This window comes from Paenibacillus allorhizosphaerae (assembly GCF_042659105.1).
GTDB classification, from domain to species: domain Bacteria; phylum Bacillota; class Bacilli; order Paenibacillales; family NBRC-103111; genus Paenibacillus_G; species Paenibacillus_G allorhizosphaerae.
The window spans coordinates 508,277-521,290 of sequence record NZ_JBHSRV010000001.1 but is presented as its reverse complement, the minus strand read 5'-3'; the positions used below and the strand labels follow the sequence as shown (position 1 = coordinate 521,290).

Genomic DNA, 13,014 nt, shown 5'->3' with positions numbered 1-13,014 from the left:
TCAATATCTTAGTTCAATCCGCGATAAGATCAGGCGTTAGAAATCCCTGTGCGTACTATTTGATACAAAATGTATAGATTCCAAAAGTGGGTAATCGTTTCGGCCCTCTTTTGGGAGTTCATATCGGAATATATGTTAGCAGCAGCTCTGCGGCCAAAGAGAGGGAGGAGAGACTCCTTCTCAATGATAGATTTCTTTGGCGAATTCGGAAAGGAGGTGAGAGGAAGGACAACGGTAACTTTGGGAGGTGAGGGAACAGCTCAGGGCAAGCGCTATCATAATCGCGCAAAATTAATTGAAGGTTGTTTATTCGGATTTTTTAATAAAAGGTTGTGTCATGATGAAGCTTAATGAGAGCCGGTTTTGGCTGAGTGATTAAGTAAGAAATATTCACAAGTAGTGCCTGAGGAAGACTTCAGCATTTGAGGTAGTACAAATTTTGAAGGGGTGGAATGGTTAATGGTATCCAAAATGTATAAGAAATCTGCAGCATTCGTTTTATGTATTGCACTGATACTTCTCGGTTCGTTCACGTCAGAGAAACAATCTTATGCGGCGTCTACCGGAACGTTCTATAATCCGATCATGTCGAATGGTGCTGATCCATGGATGATCCAACACAATGGCGTATATTATTTTACCCGCACCACGGGCAATAACGTAACCATTTGGAAATCGGATTCGATCAGCGGTGTGGAGAGTAGTCCCAAGGTCGTCGTTTGGTCAAATGCGAATACGACATTCAGAGATATTTGGGCTCCGGAGCTGCATTATTATGACGGTTATTGGTATGTTTACTTTGCGGCAGACGTGAACGGCGACAATTCGACCCATCGCATGTATGTATTGAAAAGCGCCGATTCCGATCCGCTCAGCAAGTACACTTTTATCGGCCAGGTGACCGACCCGTCAGATCAATGGGCAATTGACGGGACGGTGTTATCGTATAATAACCAGTTGTATTTTATATGGTCCGGTTGGAACAGCACGACGGATAGGGTTCAAAGACTGTTTATCGCGCCTATGGATTCTCCTACCCATATAAGCGGCAATCGGGTTGTTATCTCTTCTCCTACGTACAACTGGGAAAAGAGCGGTTCTGCCATTAACGAAGGGCCTGAAGTGCTGCAGCACGGGGGGAAAACATTTGTCGTATACTCTGCGAACGCCAGCTGGCAAAATGCATACTGTCTCGGAATGCTGACGCTGGAAGGCACGGATCCACTTGATCCCGCCTCTTGGGTGAAGAAAGAAACCCCTGTTTTTCAGTCTGCAGGGATTGTGTATGGTCCAGGGCATAGCTCCTTCACGAAATCGATCGATGGCACCGAAGACTGGATCATCTATCATGCGGCCAAATACAGCGGCGCAGGTTGGACCCGGAATGTTCGTGCGCAAAAATTCAGTTGGAATGCCGACGGCACGCCGAATTTCGGTACCCCGATATCGCCCGACTTGCCGGTAAACTTACCTTCAGGCGAAGCTCTGCAGCGAACCACTTATGAAGCGGAACAAGCGGCAACATTCAATACCCAAGTTGTCAATCAATCATACGCTTCCGGTGGAAAGGTCGTCGGCCATATCGACTACGCGGACAGCTTTGTTCAGTTCAACGTCAATGTTCCTGTATCCGGCAGCTACACGATGTATGTACGTTACGACAATGGAACGGGCGGGGACAGTACGCATAATGTTTCGGTGAATGGTGGCACAGCGAAAGCAATAACGTACACGAAAACCGGGGCTTGGACGCGTAGTAATATTGTGACGTTAAACGTTTCTTTGATCGCAGGCAGCAATACGATCAAATTCACCAAGGGTTCAGGCTTCGCGGAAATCGATTGCATCCAAATACCGATCATTACGCCGATCACATCTGCGGCTCTTTCACCTGAAGTTCCGAATGGCAAAAACGGATGGTACACGCATCCGGTAACGGTAAGTTTGTCGGCAACGGACCAACTGACCAGTGTTGCAAAATCAGTATACAGTCTGGATGGCGGGACAACTTGGCAAACCTATACGGCACCCATCACATTCAGCCAAGATGGAACATACACAGTCACCTATCGTTCGTCTGATATAGCTGGGAATGAGGAGATTGCGAAAGCAGTCAGCTTAAAGCTCGATACGAAGGCGCCAACGATAGAAGTTGCCATTCCTGGAGAAGGCAGCATCTATGATGATAGCGGGGAATTGACCCCTTTGATTACTACGATGGATACGGCATCGGGAGTCGACAACAGCAAGACGACGGTGACGTTGGATACATATTCTTTTAAGATCGGCACGACGGTCCCACTCCTTTCATTGCCGCTAGGAACACATACGCTTGTGGTGTCTTCAGTCGACCTAGCCGGCAATTCAAGCAGTAAAACCGTGGTTTTCCATACCGTGGCAAGTATTAATTCATTAAAGGCATTAGTGACGCGTTTTGCGGGGAGCAAGGAAATCGATAATGCCGGCATTGCCAACAGCCTGCAGGTAAAATTGGAGAATGGCAATTTGCATAGTTTTATTAACGAAGTGCAAGCGCAAAATGGAAAACACATATCGAACGATGCGGCAAACTATTTACTTAGGGGCGCACGTTTCCTATTGTCCCAGCAATAATGAGAAGGAAGTATTAGAGGACCGTCAAAACCGGATTCGACCGTCGAATCCGGTTCATTTTCAGCTTGTTTACCTGCGTGAAGCAAGCGCTTTCGGTAACTTTCACAGTTGGTTTCGTTGTATCATTGTACTTGTTCGATCGCGATCGTAACAACCATCCTAATATGCCGGAGGTGTACGGAACTAATGCGCGCTGCTAAAGGAATCGGCTTGAAATTAACGGCGCTTGTTCTCATGCTTATGCTAATCCTGACTTCTTTTGGGGCTGATGATTCGTCCGCCGCATCCACTTCGACCTATTCGAATCCGATCAATACTGCCGGAGCGGATCCTTATGTGATGCTGCATACGGACGGATATTATTATTTTACCCGCACGTTAGGCAACAGATTGGATATTTGGAAATCGAGATCGCTGACCGCAATCGATCTGGGACAACGGAAAACGGTATGGACACGCCCTTCCGGCTTAAAAGACATCTGGGCTCCGGAAATCCATTATATTGAAGGTAAATGGTTCATCTATTATACGGCGAATACGGGCTGCGGAGATAAATGCCGCGGAGTGTACGTCCTGGAGAATGATTCCGCGGATCCGCTTTCGGGAGAATGGACCGACAAAGGAAAGCTGAACACGCAGTATTCCGGTCTGGACGGCACGGTATTTGACCATAACGGCCGATTGTACTTCCTGTATGCGGCATACGGGAATTGGTCCGGCGCTCATGGCAGTGCGATCGCCATAGCACCGATGTCCAATCCGTGGACGCTGGACGGCGAAAACGTGATTTTGACGAAGCCCGAATACGGCTGGGAGAAGAAAGGAATGCCGGTAAACGAAGGTGCAGTCATCCTAAAACGGAACGGAAAAATATTCCTCGTCTATTCCGCGAGCGCCTGCTGGGAGGACGATTATTCGCTCGGCATCCTGACTGCGAACGATACAAGCGATTTGCTTAATCCCGTATCGTGGACGAAGAGCGCGCAGCCGGTATTCGCCAAATCACCGAAAAACGGTGTGTTCGGCCCGGGCCATAACTCCTTCGTCCAATCCAAAGACGGCACTCAAGATCTGATCGTATACCACGGTAACAGCGGTCCCGGCAAAGGTTGCGGCGCCCGTCCGTCCCGTGTGCAGCCTTTTACATGGAACGATGACGGTTCTCCGAATTTCGGCGTACCGACGAACGGTCCGCTCTCCGTTCCGTCCGGCGACTACCGGATTGAAGCGGAGGAAGGCACGCCGGTTAAAGCGGAAGTGAAGGATAAGGCAGCCGCTTCCGGAGGTAAAATTGTGCGTCTGAATAACGAAAATAGCTCCTTGACGCTCAAGGATATCATTGTACCGGAGGAAGGGAACTACACATTATCGGTTCGATATTCGAACACCGCCGGCCCGGATGCTACAGTACAAGTTTCGGTGTACGGCAATCTAACGACGATGTCCTTCCCCCATACGGGAAGCAACCAGTTCGCAACAGCTTCATTACAAATCAATCTGAAAAAGGGCTATAACAACGTCATCGAATTCACGAAGGGCAAACATGCCGTCGAGATCGATTATATCGAGATGTCGGGAAGCAACACGTTCTCGGTCAAGTCCGGGGCTGAATATAAGCTCATCAACCCGGGCGGCGGCAAGGCGCTCGATGTGACCGGCGCAGGTACGGCCGATGGGACTTGGACCCGGATGTGGAACGATACCGACGGCGGGGCAGCACAGCGCTGGAAAATTGTCCGGAACGCGGACAAAACCTATTCGTTGATCAATCCAAACTCCGGCAAAGCGCTGACCGTCATGGATCCAGCTGCTTCTTGGGGAAGAGTGGCCGTCTCGGAGGATAAGGGGCTGGACACGCAAAAATGGAAGCTCGTCGACACCGGCAACGGCTATTGTAAATTGTTAAACGTGCGGACGGGCAAAGCACTCGACGTAGGCGGATCCAGCATCGACAGCGGAGCGAGCGTAGGGACTTGGCAGGATATCCCCGGCGGGGTCGCGCAATTTTGGCTCATGTACCGATTGGACTGAAGTTGTAAGCGCATCCAGAATCCATTACAATAAGGGAAAACCATTCACTTTAAAGGCATGGGATTCCCTATGAGCTGCGGATTTGTGGAAAGCATCGAATATTTTGCCCCTCATTCCTTTACGGGAGAGCAGGGAGCAGGACTGTTTCGTTCTCATTCGCATGGCGCCGACGAAATAACGCTTATTCTTGAGGGAGAAGGGTATTATACTTCGGCGGGGCAAAACGTATCGGTTGCGGCAGGCGACCTGATCCTGATTCCGGCCGGCATTCACCACGGATTCGTGTGCCTGAAAGCTTGGGCCGGGATCTCGGTACACTACGATTTCCGCGAAATCCCGGCCTACTGCCAATATTTGCTTCAGCGTGCATATAAGCAGCGTCCAAATCAAATTTTGAAATCGCGGTTATGCGGAGCTCATCACCATAGCGCCAAAGCGGCATTGCTGCAATTGGAGGAAGAAGGCCAGCGAGAGCGGCTGAACGAATTTTCGGACGATTTGATGCGCAATGCGCTAGAGACGCTGCTGCTGTCATACCATTCAAACGCGCCCCGAGCTTCGGAACCGGCTCTTACAGACGGGGATAGGGACGAACGGATGGTCCAGGACGTACTGCGAGAGATTCACAGGACTTATTTCACTTCCTTGAAGATAGCCGATTTGGCGGCGCGCCGCTTTCTATCCGAAAGCATTTTCCGCAAAAAATTTACGGAATGGGTCGGCGTACCACCGAAGCAGTACATCATCACTCTTCGCTTGAACGAAGCCAAAAGGCTGCTGAGAAATACCGACAAGCCGGTCGAGTTCATCGCTTCCGAAGTCGGATTTACTTCCTCGAGCCGCTTTCACGATCTGTTCATCAAGCATGCGGGCAAGACGCCGCTTGAGTGGCGCAAGAACTTCGATGCAAAATAGCTCAGTCCGGCCTTACGCCGGACTGAGCTATTTTTATTGCTGGACGCAGGAATATCAATGGCAGGATGAACTTTTTATATAACCAATTAGTTAACAATTAAACTTTTTGATTGACAAAAAAGAATGACTTGCCTATCATATTCACATGAAAGTAATTATATTAATTTATATGTTAATAAAATAAGAGGAGTGCAGACATGAATCAAGAGATGATCCAAAGACCGGAGTATCCGAGGCCACAGCTCGTAAGGGAGAAATGGCTTAACTTAAATGGAGCCTGGGAGTTTGAGTTCGATGATCACCGTGTAGGAGATGATCAGCAATGGGGCTCGGGCACCAAGGAATTTAGGAAACAAATTCAAGTTCCTTTTGCGTATCAGAGCCAATTAAGCGGAATTGGAGAGACCGGTTTTCACGATCTGGTGTGGTATAAGCGCAGCTTCACCATTCCTGCGGATTGGACCGGCAGCAGGATCATACTTCACTTCGGCGCGGTTGACTATGCGGCAACGGTGTGGGTGAACGGGAAAGAGGTCGCCTTTCATGAAGGGGGACATACACCGTTTCATGCAGACATAACAGCGTTTCTGCAGCAAGGAGAGAATACGGTTGTAGTTCGATCTGAGGATTTCAGCCGAGATGTCACTCTTCCTCGCGGAAAGCAATATTGGAAGGACAATTCAGCCTCTATATTCTATACACGGACAACCGGCATATGGCAGACGGTTTGGCTGGAGCCGGTCAACCAGTTGCATATTAAGAAACTCAAATTCAAGCCAGATATTGATAAGAACGAAATTCAAATCCGGACTTTCTTGAATCAAGCTCCAGCAGCCGATAAGATAGAGGCCCGCATCGATATTCGATTTAAAGATGAGTATTTCACCAGCACAACGTTAAGTTTTCATCATGCTGAAGAAACCAGAACCGTGGGGCTGCACGATTTTAACGATCACGGATTGGGGCGTTGGTGGTCGCCGCACAATCCTAACCTATATGACGTCACAATAACCTTGCTTGTGAATGGAGAGGCAGTGGACTCTCTGCAAAGCTATTTCGGCATGCGTAAAATATCCGTTGAAGCAGGCAAGGTCATGCTGAATAATCGGGTGTATTTCATGCGTCTTGTCCTTGATCAAGGTTATTTCCCGGACGGAAACCTGACAGCTCCAAACGATGAAGCACTGAAACGGGATATTGAATTGGCAAAGGAAATGGGCTTTAACGGAGCTCGTAAGCATCAGAAGATTGAAGACCCCCGTTTTCTATACTGGGCGGACAAATTAGGTTTTCTCGTATGGGGCGAAATGGCGAACGCTTATGATTACACGGAGGAGTACGTTCGGAAAATCACCGCTGAATGGCAGGAGGCCATTGAACGAGATTACAATCATCCTTCCCTTGTCGTCTGGGTACCCCTTAATGAAAGCTGGGGAGTCCCAAACATTCTGGTCGATAAGCGGCAGCAGCAGCATGCACTTGCAATGTACCACTTAACCAAGTCCTTAGATGATACTAGACTGGTTGTTTCTAACGACGGTTGGGAGCATATGCGAACGGATCTCTTGACCATTCACGACTACGAGTGGAGACGGGAAGAGCTGGAGGAGCAATATGCAACGCTGGAAAAAACGTTGGGTATGAAGCCTTCCCGCCGCGAGCTCCTGGTTGGAGGCAATGTGTATGAGAACCAGCCGATTCTTGTGACCGAATTTGGTGGTATTGCCTTTAAGAAAAACGAGCAGGAGGGTTGGGGTTATTCCGGAGCCGAGAATGAAGAGGATTTTCTTAAGAGGCTTGCTGATGTTGTCGAGCCACTGTTACAATCCCCACAGATTCAAGGCATTTGCTACACACAGCTAACCGACGTAGAACAAGAGATTAACGGGCTGCTGAGCTATGATCGTGTTCCCAAATCTTCACTGGAGAAAATTCGGAAAATATTTGGCGGGCGGGTCAAGTACTAATCGCGCAGACGTCGGCGAGATCCGGCGGCTGAAGCCAGCAAACCTATAAACCCCAAAGGTGAAATGGCAAGCTGCGGGAAGGGAGTCGGAGGGGGCCATACTACCGATGATCCGGTGGACAACATAACCCCGGGGAGGGAAGGGCGAGGGCCCAACAGTATGTTATAGCAGTCATACAATATGATACCCTTCATCGATGATAAAACCATCTTATCAATTTCAATGCCTCATTGCGTTCAAAAACGATAGAGGATCATAACAAAATCCCCATTTTTAGAGGGGAGGAGGATGAAACGCTAATAGCTATAAGCCTAGTTTATTTTTTCTTTCCTTCTAAACCAGTTAATGTTCAAATCATCGTCATGTTCATTGCGAGCTCTATTTTTTGATATGACATCAGTCAAGTACTTAACAACAATAGGTATGAAAAGCATTACTAAAAATGACCGGGTATATGTCCAAGTATTTAATTTATATATACCCAGAAGAACGAAAACCGGTTCACCAATGTAGGAAATAATAACCGAAAAAATTACGGTTGCCAATAAGAAAGATCTCCATCGTGTAAACCACTGATACATTAGCGCGATTATGCTGGGGATGGCAAAAAAATTTACGGCATTGAATCGAGCGCTGAACGGTACGAATTCGTACGGGTAACTCCACCAACCGAAATAAGTACCTGTTTCATCGAACAATCCAACAATTGATAAAGAAATTAAAAAAGCAATTGCAATGGCTGACGTTTTTCTCCGATCAGTAAGTAAGATTAACAACCCAAATAATACAGTGTTAAAAAGTAATATGATCCACCAATTAAAACTGAATAATTCATGGTTGATCCACTGATTTACATTCAAATTATTTAGTTGAGATCGCATAGATTCAAGTTCGTTTTGAGACATCATTATAACCTCCGCAACAATATTGCTACCTAGACATGAACAGTTTGTACTTATGATGGTTAATTTATACAAATATTTATTCTAGTTTATCGAAAAGCTTTGAATTGAGGTACATCACCCTGCGCGAAATAATAAATTTGCTGCATAATAACAAGTAAATGAACATACTTGGGGTGACATTAGATGCTGCGAAGAACAACAAATTCATTTGATCAAGAGTCACATGGACGCGCGATACTTCACGGAGGATGGGCATTCCGCCAACCAAACAAATTTAAAGGAAAATCCTGAAGCCAACGTAAAAGAAGCCGTATTGAAAGCGCTCGAGGAAGGCAATAACACTTGTTATACTTGGAAAGAGCTTGATTTTTTGTCGCGAACAAACCGATCTGCAGATATTGATCAAGGCATAACTGTATACTCGGATAGGAATTTGTATTAAAGCTCATCCGCATGACTTGCAGGATTACTTGAAAGCATGAGATTATTGTAAGAAGCTGATGCCTAATAAACCAAGCTGAAGGAGACCGAAACGTGGATCACTGTCCATTCTGCTGGCCGCAAGTAAGTAGTGAAACGATTATTGAAAGCAAGTACTGCGTGTTTATACGAAACGATGACGAAGTGCTGAAGGGCTCGGGCATGATCGTGCCGAAGGAACATCGTGAAACGGTATTTGATTTAACGGAAGAAGAAACGGTCGATACGTTTCGTCTGCTCAAGCAAGTCAAATTGCGCATGGACCAACTCTATAGGCCGGATGGTTACAATGTAGGCTGGAATTGTTATGAAGTCGGCGGACAGACCGTGTTCCATGCACATCTTCATATTATTCCGAGATTTGGCGACGAGCCGTTGGCAGGCAAGGGAATACGGCATCATTTGAAACAAAAGGAAAATAAAAGGTCGATCGAATTTGATAAAAAATGACATCCCACTGGAAAAATGCCCTTGCCGGTTATTCACGAATATCCGGAAAAGGCATTTTTTGCGTGCCTGGACTATCGGATGTGTTAAGAGATAACCGCCTAGCCGCTTTGCTCAGCAACAAGCTTTTGTTTGCTTCGTCTTTCCTTTAATATAAAGGTCAACGGGATGGCTGCCACGCAAATGACGGTGGCCGTCATGAACACATCCTGCACGCCTAAAGTCATGCCCATCTCTCTTGCGAGCGAGCTTCCGCCGAGTTCATTCTGATGCGTCAACGATCTGGCGGCGAGCATAGAGCTGAAAACGCCGATCGACAGTGCGCCGGTAGCCTGGCGCACCCAATTCGTCACCGACGAGGCGTGTCCCGACTTTTCCTTGGGGATCGAAGACATGCCGGCATTCATGACCGGCATAAACGCCAAGGCGATGCCGACATAGCGGAGCGTCATCCATGCCGCCACATACGTATGCGAAGCTTGCAGCGTGATATGGCTTAATTCCAAGTTGGATACGATCAGCAGCGCGATACCGCTCATAATAAGCCAGAAAGGCCCGATACGGGAGTACAATTTCCCGACGATAGGAGAGAACAGAGCCATCACCAGAGAGCCGGGCAGCAGCACGAGCGCCGTGTGCAGTGGGGTCGACTGCTGAATGTCCTGCAAAAACACGGGGATTAGAAACGTACCCGAGTATAACGAAGCCGTAATGATGCAATTGATGAGCAAGCTGTAAGTAAAGCGGCTCGATTGAAATACGCTCAGGTTGAGCAGCGGTTCTTCGAGTGAAAGTTCACGGCGAATAAAATAAGTCAGCGTCGATGCCCCTACAAGCAGGCAAGTCAGCGTTTTCCAGGAAGTCCATCCCCAGTGGTTCACTTCGCTGAACGACAAAATAAGGAGGGAGCTGCTGATCAGCACCGTTATGAAACCCGGCAAATCGAACGATTTGGATCGGAAAGCCCTCTGATAAGGCAAGCATTTGAACGCAACGGCAATGGCAGTAATGCCGATCGGCAAATTAAGCAGAAACAAAGATTGCCAGCCGAAATATTCGGTGAGCCAGCCTCCCAGGGTCGGTCCGAATGCAGGTGCCAGCATGGAAGATAAGCTCCACAAGCTCATTGCGAACGCCTGTCGCTCTTTTTCGATAAATTGGTAAATCATCGTCATGGTCGTCGGAATGATCAGACCGCTAAATACGCCTTGCATAATGCGAAACGATACAAGCGACTCAATGCTCCAAGCGACCGTACATAAGACGGAGAACAGGGTAAATCCTGTCAATGCTCCTATATACACTCGCTTATAGCTCCAGCGGTCGCCGAAATAACCGACAACCGGAGCAACAATCCCGGTTGCGAGCAAAAATCCGGTAATCATCCATTGAACCTCGCCCAGCTCGGCATGAAAATCCTTCAAAAAAATCGGAAAAGCTACGTTGATCGTTGTCGAACTGAGAATAGACATAAAATTTCCGAAAAAAATCGATAAAATAATGAACCAAAATGCCGATTTGCCTGATGCGCTGTGTGCCACTTCATCGCCGCCTTTTTTTGTTGAAAAGCTTCATCCTTGCAAATAAGAATACTCACCCGTACATACCAGGAGCTGCTTGAGATGCTGGGTTTCCTTGTATATAGTTGTATGATACAATCATTTGGCAGTATTTGTATTATACAACTACCGACCCATATGTCAATACATCCAAAAGGAATGATGAACCGTGAATAGGAACGACTTGGAATTGATCGATTACGAATTGGTTGTGTTAATCCGCAGAAGCACACTGGACAAGGAGTTGGGAGGGATGGACAGATCTACCTATACGCTGCTCACGCAGCTTTCCAAATCCGGCGGACCAACCAGCGTGAAAGCGCTCGCTGACGAGTTTCGGCTCGATATTTCGACCATCAGCAGACAAACGACGGTTTTGGAAGCTAAAGGGTATGTACAGCGGCTGCCGAACGTTGGAGACGGAAGGTCAAGTTATTTTCAAGTGACGGAGGAGGGGATGCGCAGATTGACGGAAGCCAAAAATGCCCGGTTGGCCAGACATGCGCAATTATTCAAAGAATGGTCCGATGAAGAGCGTAAACAATTCGGAGAACTGCTTGCTCGATTGAACCGCACTTTCGTAGAATGAGTTATTTGACGGAAGCCAGTTTCTCGAATGTAAGGATAAACGTTTCCAGCTCGCTTGGTTCCAAATGGGAAAGGTAATGCTCCAGCACCCGACTGTAATTATGAAGATCCTCTTCGAGAACATCTCTGCCTTGCGGCGTGATGGAAACGAATACATTTCGGCGGTCGTTATTGCCGTATTCGCGCGTAATGAGACCTTCGTGTACAAGCCGGGTAACGACCGTAGAAACGGTGCTCGGATTCGCCCCGAATCTTTTGGCGATGTCCGTCACTTTGCAAGGCTCTTCCTCCGAAATCAATTGAAGCAGGTGAAACTGGACTCTCGTTAATTTGGTTTTATATTGCGTTTGCATTTTCATTGCGATTTCGCGCTGCGTTTTCTGCATGGCGCTCCGTATACGAAAAGCATATTTATTATAATCATTCATAAACGTGCCTCCCTATGGCGTTGGTTTCATACGATTCGTGATCTGCGGCTATTTTGAGCAAGCCTCATAGCCTTATGTTTCTGGTGCGAAATATATGCTGTTTTAAGAATTCGCGATGAAGCGGCTTAATTCCTTTATTGCCGAGCAGAAGATTAAAAGGTATCGTTATCGTAGCAAAGGGACCCGTGTAATGAGGTGATCGTATCGATGGACTACGAGTTTCTGGAAAGTTTCACGCCAAGAATTCTCCATGTGAATCATAGAGAACAATCGTATTGGGAGGAGTTTCAGTACAAGCTCTATCGCGAATCGACGGTGATGCACCTGCTGGCCTACGTGTATACCGGAGAAGGCATGCTTGAGCTGGACCATAAAAAGACATCATTGTCCGAAGGGATGATCTTCCAGCATCGCCCGGGACAGCGCCTGCTGCTCACCACGAGTCCCGAGCGCCCCCTCGGCCATTATTCGTTCAGCTATCAGTACGGTTTGGTTCGTTGGGAGGGAGCGGATTCGGTATGGAACGATAAATCGGGTATATTGCCGATACCGGAGGTGTTCCGGGTACCGGACCGAAGCATGAAGGACGATTTCGAGAATGCGTTTAAGTTTTGGACGTCAAAAAACAAAGGATACGAGTGGCGTGTAAAGCTGGCAATGCTGGATATTGTAAATAAGATCGATCTACTGCTGGAAAACGACCCGGCTTCGAACACGGCGCCTCACAAATATATTGAGGAAGCGATCGGCCTCATGAAAGCGAATTATTCCAAACCCGTTTCCCGGGAATGGTTAGCCAAGCAGCTATCGCTTTCACCGGGCTATTTCTCGATCATATTCAAGAGGCATACCGGCTTCACTCCCATCGAGTATTTGCACAAAATCCGGATGGATGAAGCCAAAAAGCTTCTCAAGACGAGCCGACTGGCAATCAACGAAATCGCCCGCGAGGTCGGCCTCCCCGATCCGTTCTACTTCACCAGGCTGTTTACCGCTCATGTCGGAATTCCTCCGCGCGAGTTCCGGAACGGATGATCCTTAAGACATAACAATTGTCCAGTTTATCGAATTATTTCTCCAT

At 47.6% G+C, this 13,014-nt stretch carries 10 protein-coding genes; 7 read left to right on the top strand and 3 right to left on the bottom strand.

Annotation, left to right across the window (positions count from 1 at the left end; genetic code table 11):
- The first annotated feature begins 459 nt into the window (after nucleotides 1-459).
- From ACFQI7_RS02140 to ACFQI7_RS02125, 4 genes are all read left to right on the top strand, one after another.
- Entirely contained in the window at nucleotides 460-2,613 is a 2,154-nt protein-coding gene (locus tag ACFQI7_RS02140; RefSeq protein WP_230414591.1) for a family 43 glycosylhydrolase, read from the top strand.
- A 186-nt stretch (nucleotides 2,614-2,799) separates the two neighbouring features.
- The gene (locus tag ACFQI7_RS02135; RefSeq protein WP_218096755.1) at nucleotides 2,800-4,644 is read left to right on the top strand and encodes a family 43 glycosylhydrolase; all 1,845 of its coding nucleotides are present in this window, start codon (nucleotides 2,800-2,802) and stop codon (nucleotides 4,642-4,644) included.
- Nucleotides 4,645-4,728: 84 nt separating this feature from the next.
- Nucleotides 4,729-5,559, top strand: coding sequence for a helix-turn-helix domain-containing protein (locus tag ACFQI7_RS02130; protein WP_230414590.1), 831 nt, complete (start codon nucleotides 4,729-4,731; stop codon nucleotides 5,557-5,559).
- Between the two features lie 197 nt (nucleotides 5,560-5,756).
- A complete protein-coding gene (locus ACFQI7_RS02125) occupies nucleotides 5,757-7,526 on the top strand; it encodes a glycoside hydrolase family 2 protein (RefSeq protein ID WP_218096753.1) in 1,770 nt (589 codons plus the stop codon).
- 311 nt (nucleotides 7,527-7,837) lie between these two features.
- Here the strand turns inward: ACFQI7_RS02125 and ACFQI7_RS02120 are convergent, their stop codons facing one another.
- On the bottom strand, nucleotides 7,838-8,434 hold the full coding sequence (locus ACFQI7_RS02120; protein WP_218096752.1) for a CBO0543 family protein: 597 nt from the start codon (nucleotides 8,432-8,434) through the stop codon (nucleotides 7,838-7,840).
- 531 nt (nucleotides 8,435-8,965) lie between these two features.
- Between ACFQI7_RS02120 and ACFQI7_RS02115 the strand changes: the two genes are divergently transcribed.
- Nucleotides 8,966-9,361, top strand: a complete 396-nt coding sequence (locus ACFQI7_RS02115; protein ID WP_218096751.1) for an HIT family protein — start codon at nucleotides 8,966-8,968, stop codon at nucleotides 9,359-9,361.
- Nucleotides 9,362-9,459: 98 nt separating this feature from the next.
- Here the strand turns inward: ACFQI7_RS02115 and ACFQI7_RS02110 are convergent, their stop codons facing one another.
- The gene (locus ACFQI7_RS02110; protein ID WP_230414589.1) at nucleotides 9,460-10,899 is read right to left on the bottom strand and encodes an MDR family MFS transporter; all 1,440 of its coding nucleotides are present in this window, start codon (nucleotides 10,897-10,899) and stop codon (nucleotides 9,460-9,462) included.
- A 187-nt stretch (nucleotides 10,900-11,086) separates the two neighbouring features.
- Here ACFQI7_RS02110 and ACFQI7_RS02105 point away from each other — a divergent pair, with 187 nt between their 5' ends.
- Nucleotides 11,087-11,506: a MarR family winged helix-turn-helix transcriptional regulator gene (locus tag ACFQI7_RS02105; RefSeq protein ID WP_218096750.1), complete on the top strand. Its 420-nt coding sequence runs from the start codon at nucleotides 11,087-11,089 to the stop codon at nucleotides 11,504-11,506.
- A 1-nt stretch (nucleotide 11,507) separates the two neighbouring features.
- Here the strand turns inward: ACFQI7_RS02105 and ACFQI7_RS02100 are convergent, their stop codons facing one another.
- Nucleotides 11,508-11,933, bottom strand: coding sequence for a MarR family winged helix-turn-helix transcriptional regulator (locus ACFQI7_RS02100; RefSeq protein ID WP_218096749.1), 426 nt, complete (start codon nucleotides 11,931-11,933; stop codon nucleotides 11,508-11,510).
- Nucleotides 11,934-12,140: 207 nt separating this feature from the next.
- Here ACFQI7_RS02100 and ACFQI7_RS02095 point away from each other — a divergent pair, with 207 nt between their 5' ends.
- Nucleotides 12,141-12,968 (top strand): AraC family transcriptional regulator, encoded by an 828-nt coding sequence (locus ACFQI7_RS02095; protein WP_218096748.1) that lies wholly within the window; start codon nucleotides 12,141-12,143, stop codon nucleotides 12,966-12,968.
- The last annotated feature ends 46 nt before the right edge of the window (nucleotides 12,969-13,014 follow it).

Excerpts from the sequence above, each read along its gene's own strand:
- ACFQI7_RS02095 (WP_218096748.1), top strand. The coding sequence starts at position 12,141 with ATGGACTACGAGTTTCTGGAAAGTTTCACGCCAAGAATTCTCCATGTG.
- ACFQI7_RS02120 (WP_218096752.1), bottom strand. The coding sequence starts at position 8,434 with ATGATGTCTCAAAACGAACTTGAATCTATGCGATCTCAACTAAATAAT.
- ACFQI7_RS02140 (WP_230414591.1), top strand. The coding sequence starts at position 460 with ATGGTATCCAAAATGTATAAGAAATCTGCAGCATTCGTTTTATGTATT.
- ACFQI7_RS02100 (WP_218096749.1), bottom strand. The coding sequence starts at position 11,933 with ATGAATGATTATAATAAATATGCTTTTCGTATACGGAGCGCCATGCAG.
- ACFQI7_RS02125 (WP_218096753.1), top strand. The coding sequence starts at position 5,757 with ATGAATCAAGAGATGATCCAAAGACCGGAGTATCCGAGGCCACAGCTC.
- ACFQI7_RS02135 (WP_218096755.1), top strand. The coding sequence starts at position 2,800 with ATGCGCGCTGCTAAAGGAATCGGCTTGAAATTAACGGCGCTTGTTCTC.